Origin of the sequence: Streptomyces qaidamensis, from assembly GCF_001611795.1 — a bacterium.
In the GTDB taxonomy this organism is placed as follows: Bacteria; Actinomycetota; Actinomycetes; order Streptomycetales; family Streptomycetaceae; genus Streptomyces; species Streptomyces qaidamensis.
In genome coordinates this window covers 2,650,630-2,666,390 of the sequence record NZ_CP015098.1, presented here as the reverse complement: position 1 = coordinate 2,666,390, position 15,761 = coordinate 2,650,630, and the positions used below count along the sequence as shown (strand labels likewise).

Below are 15,761 nucleotides of genomic sequence, written 5' to 3'. Positions count from 1 at the left end.
GCAGAAGCTGCGTAAGATCCCGGTAAGAGAATTCCGATACGAGACGGTCTCGTATCGAAATGCTTCTAGGCTCGGTGCCATGACTACTCCTGCCGACCCGGCCGCCCCCACCGGCCCGCGCGTACCGGAAGCGGTGCACCGGCGCCGCTGGGCGATCCTCGGCGTGCTGATGCTGAGCCTGCTGATCGTCGTGCTCGACAACTCGATCCTGAACGTCGCCATCAAGACGATCTCCACCGCGGCCCCCACCGGCCTCGGCGCCACGCAGAGCCAGCTGGAGTGGGCCATCAACGCCTACACCCTCGTCTTCGCCGGCCTGCTGTTCACCGCCGGGCTGCTCGGCGACCGGCTGGGCCGCAAGAAGGTGCTGCTCGGCGGTCTCGCCGTGTTCGGCATCGGCTCGGCGCTCGCCGCGTTCTCCGGCTCGCCGGGCCAGCTGATCACCTTCCGGGCCGTGATGGGCCTGGGTGCCGCCTTCGTGATGCCCGCCACCCTGGCCGTCCTCATGAACGTGTTCGAGCGCGAGGAGCAGCCCAAGGCCATCGGCATCTGGGCGGGCGGCGTCGGCCTCGCCGTCGCCATCGGCCCGATCACCGGCGGCGTCCTGCTCGACCACTTCTGGTGGGGCTCGGTCTTCCTGGTCAACGTGCCGATCGTGGTGGTCGCGCTCGCGCTGATGCTCTGGCTGGTGCCGGACTCCCGCGATCCGCACCCGGGCCGGGTCGATCCCGTCGGTGTCGTGCTGTCCGTCCTCGGCCTGGTGCTGCTCGTCTACGGCATCATCAAGGGCGGCCAGCTCGCCGACTTCACCGACGCGACCGTGCTGGCGACCATCGGCGCCGGCCTCGCCGTGCTCGTCGCCTTCGTCGTGTTCGAGAAGCGCAGCGACCACCCGTCGATAGACGTCACGTACTTCAAGGACAAGGTCTTCTCGGCCGCCATCGCCGCCATCGCGCTGGTCTTCTTCGCGCTGATGGGCGTGACCTTCTTCTCCGTCTTCTACACGCAGAGCGTGCGCGGCTACTCGCCGCTGCAGACCGGTCTGCTGATGCTGCCGCTGGCCGCCGCCCAGTTGATCTTCGCGCCGCGCGCCCGGCTGGTGGTCGACCGCTTCGGCAACCGGGTCACGACCACGGCCGGCATGGTCGTCATCGCCGCCATGCTGGCCGCCTTCGCCACCCTGGACGGGGACACACCCATCTGGATCCTGGAAGTGATCTTCTTTCTCATGGGTGCCGGCATGGCGCACATCATGACGCCGGTCAGCGTCGTCATCATGCAGGCTCTGCCCCGCGAGAAGGCCGGCTCCGCCTCCGCGCTCAGCAACACCTTCCGGCAGGTCGGCGGCGCCCTCGGTATCGCCGTCCTCGGTTCGGTGCTGTCCACGGCGTACCGCACGGGCATCGAGGACAAGCTCGGCGTCCTGCCCCCGGCCCTGCGGCACACCGCCGGGGAGTCCATCGAGGCCACGCTCGGCGTCGCGGACAAACTGGGCCCGCGGGGCGAGGCCCTCGTCGCCCCGGCCTACGACGCGTTCCTGCACGCGATGCACATCACCGCCCTGTGGGGCGCGGGCATCGCCCTGATCGGCGCGGTCGTCGTGGCGCTGTTCCTGCCGGGCAGGCCGCCGTCGCCCCACCGGGCGCAGGGGGACAAGGAGTTGTCGCACACGGGTTCGTAGACCTGCGGGAGAATTCACTCCCCGCGCCGCCGGGAACGGTCTCCACCCCCGTCAGGAAGGACGCAGCGACGTGAGCCTCGCCGAACGGCACACCCCGCCCGACGGTCCCGCGCGGGGCCGCCCCAGAAGCGAGGCCGTCGAGCGCGCCATCATCGAGGGCGTGATGCGGCTCCTGGAGGAGGGCGTGCCCCTCGCGGAGCTGTCCATCGAGCGCATCGCGCGCACCGCGGGCGTCGGCAAGGCCACCATCTACCGCCGCTGGAGCGGCAAGGAGGAACTCTTCGTCGACGTCGTACGCGCGGCCGAGCCGCCGGACCCGCCGCTCCCCGGCACCTCGATGCGCGACGACCTCGTGGTCCTGCTGGAACAGGTGCGCCGGCGCGGCCTGGCCAACCGCTCCTCGGCGATCCTGCACAGCGTGCAGGCCCAGATGAAGAGCAGTCCGAAACTCTGGGCGGCGTACCACGCCACCGTCGTCGCCCCGCGCCGCCGGCTCGGCCTGGAGGTGCTGCGCCGCGGCCGGGAGAACGGCGAACTGCGCACGGACCTCGACCTCGAACTGCTGAACGACATATTCGTCGGCCCGATGCTCCTCCGCGCTGTGCTGCACACCGACGCCGACCTCCCCGACGACCTCGCCGAGCAGGTCGTCGACACCCTCCTCGAAGGCCTACGCCCCGTCAGTTCCGAGCCCCACCGGCCCGGCTGAGTGTGCGCGTTTCGTCACAGACGGCGCTTTCGGCGGGCGTGACCGGAACTCTCCTCGGGGACTCGGACGTCATCGCCCCCGTACGGCCGTCACAGGACGGCGGGAACGGAACGGATCATCCCCTAGGGTCGTAAGGACACGGGGGGCGATGGTGTGCACGGCAGGCAGTGAGGCGACGGTATGGCGCAGCAGGCGTACATGACGGAGACGGACAACGGCGGCTCGGGGCCCGAGCACCGGGGAACCCGGCTTCGGCGCCTGCTCGACCGGCTGGCGGGCTCCTGGCGGGGCGACCCGCGGATCTGGCGGCGCGGACTGGTCGTCGCCGCGTGCGCGGTCCTGCTGGCCCTGGTCATGGTGCTGCACTCGCGCATTCCGAACACCATCGGCAACCTGGGCAGTCTCACCGAGACGTTCCTGCCCTGGCTGGGACTCCTCGTCCCGGTGCTGCTCGTCCTCGCCCTGGTCCGCAGGTCCGCGACCGCGCTGATCGCGGTGGTGCTGCCGTCCGTGGTCTGGCTGAACCTCTTCGGCGGCCAGCTCAGCGACAAGACCGCGACCGGCGGCGACCTCACGGTGGTCACGCACAACGTCAACGCGGACAACCCCGACCCGGCCGGCACCGCCCGTGACGTGGCCGACTCCGGCGCGGACGTGCTGGCCCTGGAGGAGCTGACGCCGGCCGCCGTCCCGACGTACGAGAAGGCGCTGGCGCCGACGTACCGCTACCACTCCGTGCAGGGGACGGTCGGCGTGTGGAGCAAGTACCCGCTGAGCGGCGTGCGGGACGTCGACCTCGACATGGGCTGGACGCGCGCCATGCGCGCCACCGTGACCGCACCGTCCGGGCAGGTCGCGGTCTACGTCGCCCATCTGCCGTCGGTGCGCGTGAAGATGGAGGCCGGCTTCACGGCCCGCCAGCGCGACCGGAGCGCCGACTACCTCGGCGAGGCCATCGCCCACGAACCGCTGAGGAACGTCGTCCTGCTCGGCGACCTGAACGGCACGATGAACGACCGCGCGCTCAACGCCGTCACCTCCCAGATGCGTTCCACGCAGGGCGCGGCCGGCAACGGGTTCGGCTTCAGCTGGCCGGCGTCGTTCCCGATGGCGCGCATCGACCAGATCATGGTGCGGGGCCTGAAGCCGGAGAGCTCGTGGACCCTCCCGCAGACGGGCAGCGACCATCTGCCGGTCGCGGCTCGTGTGAGGGTCACCACAAGCGATTCCTGAAAACCGCTGGTCAGGGCAGTTCCGTCAGAAATCCGCAACCTCGGTGTCACCGCGTGGAATAGTGCGCCTGCGAGACTTTGTTCCGTACTTGAACATACGCGTACGGATCTCCCAGCAAGTCTCGAAAGGCTCCTTCATGCCCCTGGCCCTGCTCGCCCTTGCCGTGGGCGCCTTCGGCATCGGTACGACCGAGTTCGTGATGATGGGGCTGCTGCCCGACGTCGCGGACGACCTGAACATCTCGATACCCAGCGCCGGCCATCTGGTGTCGGCGTACGCGCTGGGCGTCGTCATCGGCGCCCCGCTGCTGGCCGCGGTCACCGCCAGGATGTCCCGGCGCACGGTCCTGATCGGCCTGATGGGGCTGTTCGTCGTGGGCAACGCCCTGTCGGCCCTCGCACCCGACAACGGCTGGCTGCTGGCCGCCCGCTTCCTGAGCGGTCTGCCGCACGGCGCCTTCTTCGGCGTGGGCGCCGTCGTCGCGACGAACATGGTCGCACCCGAACGCAAGGCGCGCTCGGTCTCGCTGATGTTCCTCGGCCTGACGGTCGCGAACGTCGCGGGCGTGCCGGTCGCGACCCTGATGGGCCAGCACCTCGGCTGGAGGGCGACCTTCCTCGGCGTCAGCGCCATCGGCCTGGCGGCGATCGCCGCGCTCGCGTTCCTCATCCCGCACGACCACGAACACACCACCGCCCAGGGCCTGCGCGGTGAACTCGCCGCCCTGCGCTCCCTGCCGGTCTGGCTGTCGCTCGGCACGACCGTCGCGGGATTCGGTGCGCTCTTCGCCGCCTACAGCTACATCACGCCGATGCTCACCGACGCCGCCGGCTACGCCGACGCCAGCGTCACCCTGCTGCTGGCGCTGTTCGGCGTCGGCGCGACCGCGGGCAACCTGCTGGGCGGCCGCCTGGCCGACCACTCCCTGCGCGGCACGCTGTTCGGCGGCCTCACCGCCCTGGTGGCGGTCCTGGCGCTCTTCCCGCTGCTGATGCGCACGGAGCTCACGGCCGCCGTGGCCGTGACCCTGCTCGGCATGGCGGCCTTCGCCACCGGCTCCCCGCTCCAGCTGATGGTCATGGAGAAGGCCTCCTCGGCCCCGTCCCTGGCCTCCTCGGCCAACCAGGCCGCCTTCAACCTGGCCAACGCCGGCGGCGCCTGGATCGGCGGCCTCGCGCTGGCCGCGGGCTTCGGCGTCACCTCCCCGGCCCTGGCCGGTGTGGCCCTGGCCGTCCTCGGCCTGGCCGTGGCGTCGCTGGCCTACGCGGTGGACCGGCGCCGGGCTCCGGTCGCCGGGCGCGAGCGGATCGTGGCGAGCCACGTCCCGCAGGGGGCGGAAGCGGTGCACCACTGACGGTTTCCGGCACACGGCAGCCCGCGGGACCCGGTCCCGCGGGCTGCCGTTCCGTTGACCGGGGCGCGAGGCGGGCGCGCTACTCGACCGCCTCTGTCGTCCGACTGCCCGTCAGCGCATCGACCAGGTCCACCAGTCCGTCGAACCGCCCGTCGAAGTCGTCTGAGCCCGTCGGCGGATCCCCGGCCGGCCGGTGGACGTAGGCGGTGCGCATGCCGGCCGCCTGCGCACCGCGCAGGTCCCAGGCGTGGGCGGCGACCATCAGCACGCGTTCGGGTGGGCATCCGGCGCTGTCGAGGGCGAGCCGGTAGACCTCGGGCGCCGGCTTGTAGGCCGGAACGGCCTCTGCCGACAGTGCTCGGTGCCAGCGCAGCCCGGCATGCGCGTTGAGGTGGAGCAGGGCCGTGCGGCCGGCGTTGGACAGCCCCATCACGGGGTACCGCCGCGAGAGCCGCTCCAGCCCGGCGGCGGAGTCGCCCCACGCGGGCAGCCGCCGCCCCGCCGTGGCGAGCCGCGCGACGGCCCCCGGGTCGGTCACCCCGGCGTGCCGGGCCACCAGCCGGGCGGCCTCGGCGTCGAGCACCTCCGTGCTCGCGTACGGGCGTTGTCCCTGCCGGACGCGTTCCTGCTCCTGCTCGCAGTGCCGCCGCCACAGGGCGACGAGCTCGTCGGTGGCCGTCCGGCCGGACAGGCCGGTCGCTTCCCGTACCGCCGACCGAAGCCCGCCGGGTTCGTCGACCATGGTGCCCAGGACGTCGAAGACGACGACCTCGATGTCGCGGATCGCCGCCATGTGTTCTCCCGTGCCGGCCAGGTGTGTCACCACGTGAGCAGGTGACGATGGTGGCATCGGGAGTTGTCACCGGTCAAGGTGGTGACGACATTTACTCCGGCTGGGTCGCGATCTGGATCAGGTTGCCGCAGGTGTCGTCGAAGACGGCCGTGGTGACGGGGCCCATCTCCACGGGCTCCTGGGTGAAGCGGACGCCGAGGCCGCTCAGGCGCTCGTACTCGGCCCGGACGTCGGCGACGGCGAACTGGGCCAGCGGGATGCCGTCGGCGCCGAGCGCGTCACGGTAGGGCTTGACGGCCGGGTGGCCGGCGGGCTCCAGGAGCAGTTCCGTGCCGCCGGGCTCCTCGGGGGAGACGACGGTCAGCCACCGGTCCGTCTCGCCCAGGGGGACGTCGTACTTCTTCACGAAGCCGAGGACCTCGGTGTAGAAGCGGAGGGCCTTGGCCTGGTCGTCGACGAAGACGCTGGTCAGATGGATCTTCATGACGGGCTCTCTTCCGGTCGGGAGGGGTCGGGCACCGGCCATCGCTCGGTGATCTGCCGGAGCGGGGCCGTGTTGAGGTCGTGGAACTTGTAGCGGCCCTCCCGCCTCGTTTCGACGAGCCCGGCGGCCTCCAGCACCGCGAGGTGCTGGGAGACCGCCTGGCGCGAGATGCCGAGCCGGTGCTTCATGCTCAGTCGCGAGCAGATCTCGAACAGGGTCTGCCCGGATTGCTCCGCGAGCTCGTCGAGGATGGTGCGACGGGTGGGGTCGGCCAAGGCTTTGAAAAGGTCATCGGCCACGACCCCAGGATAGGCAAGTGAACACTTGCCTATCAAGCCTCCCGGCCCTGTCCGTCAGCCGGCCCTGTCCGTCAGCCGGCCCTGTCCGTCAGCCGGCCCCGCCCGTCAGCCGGCCCCGCCCGTCAGCCGATCCCGCCTGTCAGAGCGACTCCCGCCATCCGTTCGTGATCGGCAGCCGCCGGTCCTTCCCGAAGCCCTTCGGAGAGATCTTCGTGCCCGGCGGGTACTGGCGCCGCTTGTACTCGGCCGTGTCCACCATGCGCAGCGTCTTCGCGACCAGCCCCGCGTCGAACCCGGCCGCCACGATCTCGTCGGCTCCCCGGTCCCGGTCGACGTACAGCTCCAGAATCGCGTCCAGCACCGGGTAGTCGGGCAGCGAGTCCGTGTCCACCTGACCCGGGCGCAGTTCCGCGCTCGGGGGCTTGCTGATGGAGTTCTCGGGGATCGGCGGGGTCTGGCCGCGTTCCCGGGCGGCCCGGTTGCGCCACTCGGCGAGGCGGAAGACCGACGTCTTGTAGACGTCCTTGATGGGGCCGTACGCCCCGACCGAGTCGCCGTAGAGCGTCGAGTAGCCGACCGCCAGCTCCGACTTGTTGCCGGGCGCCAGGACGATGTGGCCCTCCTGGTTGGAGATCGCCATCAGCAGCGTGCCGCGCAGGCGCGACTGGAGGTTCTCCTCCGCCAGGCCCGTGAGCCCCAGCGAGCCCATGTAGGCGTCGAACATCGGCTCGATCGCCACCGTGCGGTAGTTCAGTCCCGTGCGACGGGCCAGTTCGGCCGCGTCGTCCTTGGAGTGGTCCGAGGAGTACTTCGACGGCATCGACACGCCGTACACGTTCTGCGCGCCCACCGCGTCGCACGCGATCGCCGCGACCAGCGCCGAGTCGATGCCGCCCGACAGGCCGATCAGGACCGACGTGAAACCGTTCTTCGCGACGTACGCCCGCAGGCCGACGACCAGCGCGGAGTAGACCTCCTCGTCGTCCTCCAGACGGTCCGCGTAGCCGCCCGTGAGCTCGGGCTCGTACGCGGGCAGCGGCTCCTCGGAGAGCACCACGCGGTCGATGCGCAGACCGTCGTCGACCACGCCGGTGGGCGCGTCCGCCGACGCCGCCGGAAGGTTCAGGTCGAGCACCACACAGCCCTCGGAGAACTGCGGCGCCCGCGCCACGACCTCGCCGTCCCGGTCGACCACGATCGAGTCGCCGTCGAACACCAGCTCGTCCTGGCCGCCGATCATCGCCAGGTACGCCGTGGTGCAGCCGGCCTCCTGGGCACGCTTGCGGACCAGCTCCAGGCGCGTGTCGTCCTTGTTGCGCTCATAGGGGGAGGCGTTGATCGAGACCAGCAGGCCCGCCTGCGCCGAACGGGCGGCGGGGACGCGGCCGCCGTCCTGCCAGAGGTCCTCGCAGATGGCCAGGGCGACATCCACGCCGTGCACCCGCAGCACCGGCATGCTGTCGCCGGGCACGAAGTAGCGGAACTCGTCGAACACGCCGTAGTTCGGCAGGTGGTGCTTGGCGAAGTTCAGGACCACCTCACCGCGGTGCAGCACCGCACCCGCGTTCTGCGGCGCGCCGGCCGGCTGGCCGTACTTCGGCTGGGCGGTCGCACTGCGGTCGAGGTAGCCGACGATCACCGGCAGCTCTCCGAAGCCCTCCTCGGCCAGACGCGTGGCGAGAGTGCGCAGCGCCGCGCGGGAGGCCTCCACGAAGGACGACCTGAGCGCCAGGTCCTCGACGGGATACCCGGTCAGCACCATCTCGGGGAACGCCACGAGATGCGCTCCCTGTTCGGCGGAGTGCCGGGTCCAGCGGACGATCGACTCGGTGTTCCCGGCGAGGTCGCCGACGCCGGCGTCGATCTGGTTCAGGGCGAGACGTAGTTGAGGCACGCCGCCCAGTGTAATCGTCAGTGCGACACAATGGGGTGGTGTGAGTCACCCCACACCACCCCATGTCCCCTTGCGGAGGTCAGCCGCGCCGGTACGACTCGACGTAGCCCTTCGCGGGTGAGCCCACGCCGGTGACGTCGTCGTAGCCCTTCACCGCCGCGAGCGAGCTGTCCTTGCCGAGACTGCGCACGGACGTGGCCAGACCGCCGGTGGCGTCGTAGCCGTTCACGAAGTCGACCCGGGCCACGGCCAGGCCGGAGCCCGTCGGGTTGTCGGTGACGTCGTGGTAGGCCTTCGAGCCGGCCTTGGCGTAGATCGCCGGGTTGGCGAAACCGATCGCCCTGCCGCCGCGGGCCTCCTGCGCCAGGGCCTGGATGGCCGCGATCGTCGGGGCCGCGAGCGAGGTGCCGCCGATGCGGTACTCGCTGTACGCCTGCTTCTTGCCGTCGGGGAGCGTCTGCGTCTGCCCGACCAGGAAGCCGGTGTTCGGGTCGGCGATCGCCGCGATGTCCGGCACGACCCGGTTGCCGTCCGCGCTGTTGGCCTTGGCCAGCGCGTCCGGCACCACACCCTGCTGGTAGGAGGGCTCGGCGACGGTCTTGCTGGTGCCGCCGCCCGCGCCGGAGGTGAAGGCGCCGGGGAAGTCCGTCCAGCTCTTGCCGTCGGCCGACAGGTTCGCCTTGTCGGTGCCCCAGCCGGTCTCCCACAGGTACGCGTTGTCCTTGCCGACGGCCAGCGAGGTGCCGCCGACGGCGGTGACCCACGCCGAGTTGGCCGGGGAGTCGACCTGCTTCGTCCCGGAGCTCGCGACCTCGTCGCCGTCGTCGCCGGAGGAGAAGTAGAAGCCGATGCCCTCGACCGCGCCCAGCTGGAACACCTGGTCGTAGGCGGCCGCGAGGTCGGGAGTCTGCGCGGCCTCCACCTCGCCCCAGGAGTTGGAGACGATGTCGGCCAGGTGGCTGTCGACGACCTTGCCGAGCGCGTCGAGCAGATCGCCGTCCCCGCAGGAGGCGGCGCCGACGTACGTGACGTCCGCGGCCGGGGCGACCGCGTGCACCGCCTCGACGTCCAGGGTCTCCTCGCCGTACCAGCCGGAGGCCGAACAGTCCTCGGTGTCGGTGTACTTCTTCGGCAGCACCTGGTGCAGCCGGCCCGTCTTCCACGCGGCGTCACCGTTGCGCTTGGCATAGGTGCCGGCGTCGTAGGCGATCGTCGGCGAGGCGTACGCGTCCGTGATGGCGACCCGGACACCCTTGCCGGTGCGCGTGCCCGCGCCGTAGGCGGCCCGCAGCTGCTTGCCCGTGTAGCCCTTGACGGCGTACGGGATCTTCTTGCCGTACGCGTCCGGGAGCGTGCTCGCGGTGTTCGAGCCGTAGTACGAGGAGAACGGCCCGGCGTTGCGGAACACGGTGTCCGGCGGGGGCAGTTGATCGTCGTGCGTGGCCATGTGCGGCGCGTTGTCCAGGCCGGTCACGGTCAGGACGGCGGCGGCCAGGCTCTGCGGCACGGAGGCGGTGCTCGCCGGGGCGCGGTACGTCTTCGAGCCCTTGGCGAAGTTGTGCAGCTGGGTGCCGAACGCCTTCTCGGCGGCGGCCACGTCACCGCCGACGGAGACGTAGTGCCGCGTGACACCGGTGACCTTCAGGCCCGACGCCGTCAGCCAGGACTTCACGGCCGCCACCTGGGCCTTGGTCGCACCGAAGCGGGCCTGTGCCTGCTTGGCCGTCAGGTACTCGCCGTACGAGGCCGAGTCCGGGTCGGAGACGGCCTTCGCATAGGCGGCGAGGCCGGCTGCGTCCTTGCCGGCGAGGTAGACCCGGGCCGAGACCTGGGCACCGTCGGAGGTGGCGCCCCTGTCCGCGCGGGCCGTGGCCCACGAGGGGCGGGTCCCCGACAGCAGGTCACGGAGCGGGTGGTCGGCGGCGTGCGCCGCGGGTATGCCGAGCGCCAGCGCACCGGCGAGCATCGGCAGTGTCGCTGCCATGCTCACCCCGGCGCGCACCGAGGCGCGGTTGGATCTCATGGAACCCCCTGTGCGGTTCGTCGCGAGTGGATCACCCGACGGTCGCCACTCTCGCGATGAACCGTTCATGCAAGGGAATTGCGCAGCCCAAGAAGCGCTCTAAGCAGACCAAGAAGAGCTCAAACGACCGCCAGGCGGGGCGATTCGAGGCTTACGCGACCACTGCCGCCAGGGTCTGTCGTTTGGATCGGGCCGCACGAAATCGACGGTGCTGTGCAGCCCCGCGTCTGGGGCGTGACCCAAACGACAAACCTAGGATCGCGGTGCGGCGCCGCGCTCCTTGAGCATGTCCGCCATCAGCCGGATCTCCGACTGCTGCGCGTCCACCATGCCCTGCGCGAGCCGCTTCTCGACACCGACCACACACCGGTCCACGCAGCCCTCGGCCATGTGGACGCCGCCCTGGTGATGGTCCGTCATCAGCTGGAGGTAGAAGACCTCCGCCTGCTTCCCGCTGAGCTCTCCGAGCTTCTTCATCTCGGAGTTGGTCGCCATGCCGGGCATCAGCGCGCCGTCCTTGGCCGAGGCCATGCCGCCCATGTCCATCCAGGTCATGGGCGGCTCGGAGGACACCTTGGGCAGACCCCACAGGTCGAGCCAGCCGAGCATCATGCCGCGCTGGTTGGCCTGCGTCTGCGCGATGTCGTACGCCAGGCGCCGGACCTCCTCGTCCTTGGTGCGGTCGCGCACGATGTACGACATCTCCACCGCCTGCTGGTGGTGCACCGCCATGTCCCGCGCGAACCCGGCGTCCGCGGAGTCGGCGGAGGGCGTCCTGCCGCTGCCGTCGTCCCCCGCGACGGCGTAGGTGATCGCACCGGTCGCGACGAGCGCCGTCACCGCGGCCCCGGCGATCAGGCCGGCATGCCTCACTTGGACAGCCCGTTCGTGCAGGCGGCACCCGGCTCGGGGGTCTGCTCGCCCTGGACGAACTTCTCGAAGAACTTGTCCACGTTCGGGTCGCTCGCGCCCGTCACGGTGCGCTGGTGCCCCCACGCCGAGAGCATGATCGGGTCCTTCTGGTCGTCCATCGGGCTCATCAGCGTGTACGGCGTCTTCTTCACCTTCGCCGCGAGCGCGTCGACGTCGGACTTCTTCGCGGCGGCGTTGTACGTCACCCACACCGCGCCGTGCTCCAGCGAGTGCACGGCGTTGGTGTTCTTCACCGGCTCGGTGTAGACGTCGCCGTTGCAGTTCATCCAGACCGGGTTGTGGTCGCCGCCGACCGGCGGTTCGGAGGCGTACTTCACGGCCTTGGTGACGTGGTTGCGGGCCAGCTTCCCCTCCCAGGTCTTCACGCCGTCCTTGCCCGTCACGAACTTGCCCTTGCCGGAGGAGTCGCTCGCCGCCGCGGTGTCACTGGCCCCGTCGTCCTGGGACCGCACGAGCACGACGCCGCCGACGACGAGTCCGGTCACGATCACGAGGCTGGCCGCGATGGTGAGGATCCGGTTGCGGCGCTCACGGGCCTGCTCGGCGCGCCGCATCTCCTCTATTCGAGCCTTGCGTGACGTGCTGGCCTTCTTGGCGGAGCCCATGGAGTGTCCTTCGTGGGAAAAGTGACGGTCGGGTGGCCTGATCGTAATGGGGGAGACGGGGCGCCTCGTAGAGCGGCCGCGGGAATGGGCCGAATCGATACGGCACCGACAGCGGGACGAAAGCTTCGCCGCTCCCGGCGCCGCCTTCCCGCCGGAAAATTTGAACCGGGGATTCCCATTACTTACGCTGCCCGCATGCGGCTGCTGCGCTCCACCGACCTCGCCCTGCGGGTCCTGATGCGGCTCGCCGTCGCGGGCGGGTCGAGTCCGACGACCCGGGACGTCGCGGACGGCATGGACGTGCCGTACACCCACCTGGCGAAGGTCGTCGCCGAGCTCCAGCACATGGGCCTGCTGCGGGCCCGCCGCGGCCGAGGCGGCGGGCTCACCCTCACCGAGCAGGGCCGTACGGCCTCCGTCGGTGCCGTGGTCCGCGCCTTCGAGGGCGGCGGCGACGTCGTCGACTGCGAGGGGCCCACCCCTTGCCCCCTCAGGTCCGCCTGCCGTCTGCGCGGCGCCCTGCGCCGGGCCCAGGAGGCGTTCTTCACCTCACTGGACCCGGTCACGGTGGAGGACATCGTGGCGGAGCCGACGGGCGCGCTGCTGCTGGGGATCTCGCGGGGCCCCGGCCCCCGTGACGTCTAGACCTGCCCCGCCAGCCACAGGTCCGGGCCGAACACCTCGTAGTGGATGTCGGCGGGGGCCACGCCCTTCGCGATCAGCTGGGTCCGCACCGAGCGCATGAACGGGAGCGGGCCGCACAGGTACGCGCGCGTGCCCGGGACGAGTGCGACGCCGGTGAGGTCGGCCAGGCCGGTGCGGGTGCCTGCGGGGGCGTCCTGTTCGTACCAGAGGTGGACGGCCGCGTCGGGGAGCTTGGCCGCCCAGGCCTCGTGGTCGGCGCGCAGGGCGTGGGCCGCGGGGGAGCGGTCTGCGTGCACGACGGTGACCGGGGCGCGGTGCCCGGAGCCGGCGAGGTGCGCCAGCATCGCGGTCATCGGGGTCACGCCGATGCCGGCCGAGGCCAGCAGGAGCGGCGTGTCGGAGCCGGAGTCCAGGACCAGGTCGCCGTACGGCTCGGACAGCTCCAGGACGTCGCCCACCTCCACGCGCGCGTGGAGGTGGTTCGATACCTCGCCGCCGGGGGCGCCGGACGTGTGCACGCGCTTCACGCTGATCTGCCGCAGGTCCGGGCCGGGCGCCCCGGACAGGCTGTACTGCCGTATCTGCCGGGCGCCGTCCGTGAGGGTGACGCGGACGGAGACGTACTGGCCCGCGAGGAAGTCCCGCACCGGGCCGCCGTCGGCCGGCCGCAGCCGGAACGTGGCGACGTCCGCGGTCTCGGCGACGCGCTCGACGACCTCCCAGGTCCGCCAGGTGTGCCCGCCGCGCTCCTCGCGCAGCCGCTGCTCCACGGCGGTCAGCGCGTTCGCCATCAGCCAGTAGACCTCGTCCCAGGCGGCGGCGACCTCGGGCGTGACCGCGTCGCCCAGCACCTCGGCGATGGCGGCGAACAGGTGCTCGTGGACGATGCCGTACTGCTCCGGCGTGACGCCGAGCGAGGCGTGCTTGTGGGCGATGCGCTGCAGCATGGCGTCGGGCCGCTGCTCCGGGCGGTCCAGCAGGTGCGTCGCGAAGGCGGCGACGGAACCGGCCAGCGCCTGGCGCTGGGTTCCGGCGGCCTGGTTGCCCCGGTTGAACAGGTCCCGCAGCAGCTCCGGGTGGGCCGTGAACAGCCCGGCGTAGAAGCGCTCGGTGATCGTGCCGAGGGCCGCGCCGACGGCGGGGAGTGTGGCGCGGACGGTGGCGGCGGACTGCTCGGACAGCATCTGGGGCTCCTCAGGGCTCGACTGTACGCACGCTATTTAAAGTTGTATATGAGATGCAAATTAAGAGTGGGGTGCAGCGCGAGGGACCGGCCGTTACGGATGCCGGTGCGAGCAGGCACTATGGGCGGAAGAGCAGTTCACCTGCCGTACGTGAGGCGTTCGACCCCGGGCCGGCCGGGCGATCATGGTCCGCAACGCGTACGAAACGGAGGTGTGGTGGGATGCTCAGGTGCCCGACCGCCTCCCGTGGTACGGAAGAGAAGGCGGCCTGACCAGCAAGGATGGGGAAGCGGAAGATGGACAAGCAGCAGGAGTTCGTGCTCCGGACGTTGGAGGAGCGCGACATCCGGTTCGTACGCCTGTGGTTCACGGACGTGCTGGGCTTCCTCAAGTCCGTCGCCGTGGCCCCGGCGGAACTGGAGCAGGCCTTCGACGAGGGCATCGGCTTCGACGGCTCCGCGATCGAGGGCTTCGCCCGGGTCTACGAGTCCGACATGATCGCCAAGCCGGACCCGTCGACCTTCCAGATCCTGCCCTGGCGTGCGGAGGCACCGGGCACGGCCCGCATGTTCTGCGACATCCTCATGCCGGACGGCTCCCCGTCCTTCGCCGACCCGCGCTACGTGCTCAAGCGCGCCCTGGCCCGCACCTCCGACCTGGGCTTCACCTTCTACACCCACCCGGAGATCGAGTTCTTCCTGCTGAAGGACCGCCCGCTGGACGGCTCCCGCCCCACCCCTGCCGACAACTCCGGCTACTTCGACCACACCCCCACCAACGTCGGCATGGACTTCCGCCGCCAGGCGATCACCATGCTGGAGTCGATGGGCATCTCGGTTGAGTTCTCCCACCACGAGGGCGCCCCCGGCCAGCAGGAGATCGACCTCCGCTACGCCGACGCGCTGTCCACGGCCGACAACGTCATGACGTTCCGCCTCGTCATGAAGCAGGTGGCCCTGGAGCAGGGCGTGCACGCGACGTTCATGCCCAAGCCGTTCTCGGAGCACCCGGGCTCCGGCATGCACACCCACCTCTCCCTCTTCGAGGGCGACCGCAACGCCTTCTACGAGTCGGGCTCGGAGTACCAGCTCTCCAAGGTCGGCCGCTCCTTCATCGCGGGCCTGCTGCGGCACGCGGCGGAGATCTCCGCGGTCACCAACCAGTGGGTGAACTCCTACAAGCGCATCTGGGGCGGCGCGGAGCGTACGGCCGGCGCGGGCGGCGAGGCCCCCTCGTACATCTGCTGGGGCCACAACAACCGCTCGGCGCTCGTCCGCGTCCCGATGTACAAGCCCGGCAAGACGGGCTCGGCGCGGGTGGAGGTCCGCTCCCTCGACTCCGGCGCGAACCCGTACCTGGCGTACGCGCTGCTGCTGGCCGCCGGCCTCAAGGGCATCGAGGAGGGCTACGAACTCCCGCCGGGCGCCGAGGACGACGTCTGGGCCCTCTCCGACGCGGAGCGCCGCGCCATGGGCATCGAGCCGCTGCCCCAGAACCTGGGCGAGGCCCTGACCCTCATGGAACGCAGCGACCTCGTCGCCGAGACCCTCGGCGAGCACGTCTTCGACTTCTTCCTGCGCAACAAGCGGCAGGAGTGGGAGGAGTACCGCTCGGAGGTCACGGCGTTCGAGCTGCGGAAGAATCTGCCGGCGCTGTAGTCGCAGGTCAAGGCGGGTTCTCCGCTGATGCAGTGCATGGGGCTGACGGTTGTGGATCGTCGGCCCCATGGCCTCTCACGGCCTCTGGGCCGTCTCTGGGCCGTCCGGCGACCTTCTGCAGACCGCCCGGAGCTTCTTCGGCGTGCCGCCGTATCGGTCTTGTTGCCTGTCGCGGCTGGAGGTCAAGTACGTTTCGGACTTGCTGAAAGGCGAGCGCTCTTGAATCGCCAGAGCGCGAGTAGAAGTTCGAGTGATTCACCTGGAGG

14 protein-coding genes are annotated in these 15,761 nt (G+C 70.8%); 6 read left to right on the top strand and 8 right to left on the bottom strand.

Features of this window, described 5'->3' with window-relative positions; translation table 11 throughout:
- Window positions 1–79 precede the first annotated feature (79 nt).
- From A4E84_RS11650 to A4E84_RS11635, 4 genes are all read left to right on the top strand, one after another.
- Complete coding sequence (locus A4E84_RS11650; RefSeq protein ID WP_079128945.1) at window positions 80–1,681, top strand: MFS transporter; 1,602 nt, start codon at window positions 80–82, stop codon at window positions 1,679–1,681.
- A gap of 70 nt (window positions 1,682–1,751) precedes the next feature.
- Window positions 1,752–2,390 (top strand): TetR/AcrR family transcriptional regulator, encoded by a 639-nt coding sequence (locus A4E84_RS11645; protein WP_062926497.1) that lies wholly within the window; start codon window positions 1,752–1,754, stop codon window positions 2,388–2,390.
- 180 nt (window positions 2,391–2,570) lie between these two features.
- The gene (locus A4E84_RS11640; RefSeq protein ID WP_062926496.1) at window positions 2,571–3,623 is read left to right on the top strand and encodes an endonuclease/exonuclease/phosphatase family protein; all 1,053 of its coding nucleotides are present in this window, start codon (window positions 2,571–2,573) and stop codon (window positions 3,621–3,623) included.
- A 136-nt stretch (window positions 3,624–3,759) separates the two neighbouring features.
- The gene (locus A4E84_RS11635; protein WP_062926495.1) at window positions 3,760–4,977 is read left to right on the top strand and encodes an MFS transporter; all 1,218 of its coding nucleotides are present in this window, start codon (window positions 3,760–3,762) and stop codon (window positions 4,975–4,977) included.
- 79 nt (window positions 4,978–5,056) lie between these two features.
- On the opposite strand, the gene A4E84_RS11630 is transcribed toward A4E84_RS11635, so the two are convergent.
- From A4E84_RS11630 to A4E84_RS11600, 7 genes are all read right to left on the bottom strand, one after another.
- Window positions 5,057–5,770: a haloacid dehalogenase type II gene (locus A4E84_RS11630; RefSeq protein ID WP_062926494.1), complete on the bottom strand. Its 714-nt coding sequence runs from the start codon at window positions 5,768–5,770 to the stop codon at window positions 5,057–5,059.
- A 91-nt stretch (window positions 5,771–5,861) separates the two neighbouring features.
- Window positions 5,862–6,254, bottom strand: a complete 393-nt coding sequence (locus tag A4E84_RS11625; RefSeq protein WP_062926493.1) for a VOC family protein — start codon at window positions 6,252–6,254, stop codon at window positions 5,862–5,864.
- A complete protein-coding gene (locus tag A4E84_RS11620) occupies window positions 6,251–6,553 on the bottom strand; it encodes an ArsR/SmtB family transcription factor (RefSeq protein ID WP_062926492.1) in 303 nt (100 codons plus the stop codon). The genes A4E84_RS11625 and A4E84_RS11620 overlap by 4 nt, the downstream gene beginning before the upstream one ends.
- A gap of 139 nt (window positions 6,554–6,692) precedes the next feature.
- Window positions 6,693–8,447, bottom strand: coding sequence for an NAD+ synthase (locus tag A4E84_RS11615; RefSeq protein ID WP_062926491.1), 1,755 nt, complete (start codon window positions 8,445–8,447; stop codon window positions 6,693–6,695).
- Between the two features lie 79 nt (window positions 8,448–8,526).
- Window positions 8,527–10,470, bottom strand: coding sequence for a S53 family peptidase (locus A4E84_RS11610; RefSeq protein WP_062926490.1), 1,944 nt, complete (start codon window positions 10,468–10,470; stop codon window positions 8,527–8,529).
- A gap of 252 nt (window positions 10,471–10,722) precedes the next feature.
- Window positions 10,723–11,343 carry a DUF305 domain-containing protein gene (locus A4E84_RS11605; protein ID WP_062926489.1) on the bottom strand — a complete coding sequence of 207 codons (621 nt, stop codon included), beginning with the start codon at window positions 11,341–11,343 and terminating at the stop codon, window positions 10,723–10,725.
- A complete protein-coding gene (locus tag A4E84_RS11600; protein WP_062926488.1) occupies window positions 11,340–12,008 on the bottom strand; it encodes a DUF3105 domain-containing protein in 669 nt (222 codons plus the stop codon). The genes A4E84_RS11605 and A4E84_RS11600 overlap by 4 nt, the downstream gene beginning before the upstream one ends.
- Before the next feature lie 195 nt (window positions 12,009–12,203).
- Between A4E84_RS11600 and A4E84_RS11595 the strand changes: the two genes are divergently transcribed.
- Window positions 12,204–12,653, top strand: a complete 450-nt coding sequence (locus tag A4E84_RS11595; protein ID WP_062926487.1) for an RrF2 family transcriptional regulator — start codon at window positions 12,204–12,206, stop codon at window positions 12,651–12,653.
- Here A4E84_RS11595 and A4E84_RS11590 read toward each other — a convergent pair.
- On the bottom strand, window positions 12,650–13,837 hold the full coding sequence (locus A4E84_RS11590; RefSeq protein ID WP_062926486.1) for a globin domain-containing protein: 1,188 nt from the start codon (window positions 13,835–13,837) through the stop codon (window positions 12,650–12,652). The two genes, A4E84_RS11595 and A4E84_RS11590, sit on opposite strands and share 4 nt — an antisense overlap.
- A 296-nt stretch (window positions 13,838–14,133) precedes the next feature.
- Between A4E84_RS11590 and glnA the strand changes: the two genes are divergently transcribed.
- Entirely contained in the window at window positions 14,134–15,495 is a 1,362-nt protein-coding gene (glnA, locus tag A4E84_RS11585; RefSeq protein ID WP_033312643.1) for a type I glutamate--ammonia ligase, read from the top strand.
- Window positions 15,496–15,761 lie beyond the last annotated feature (266 nt).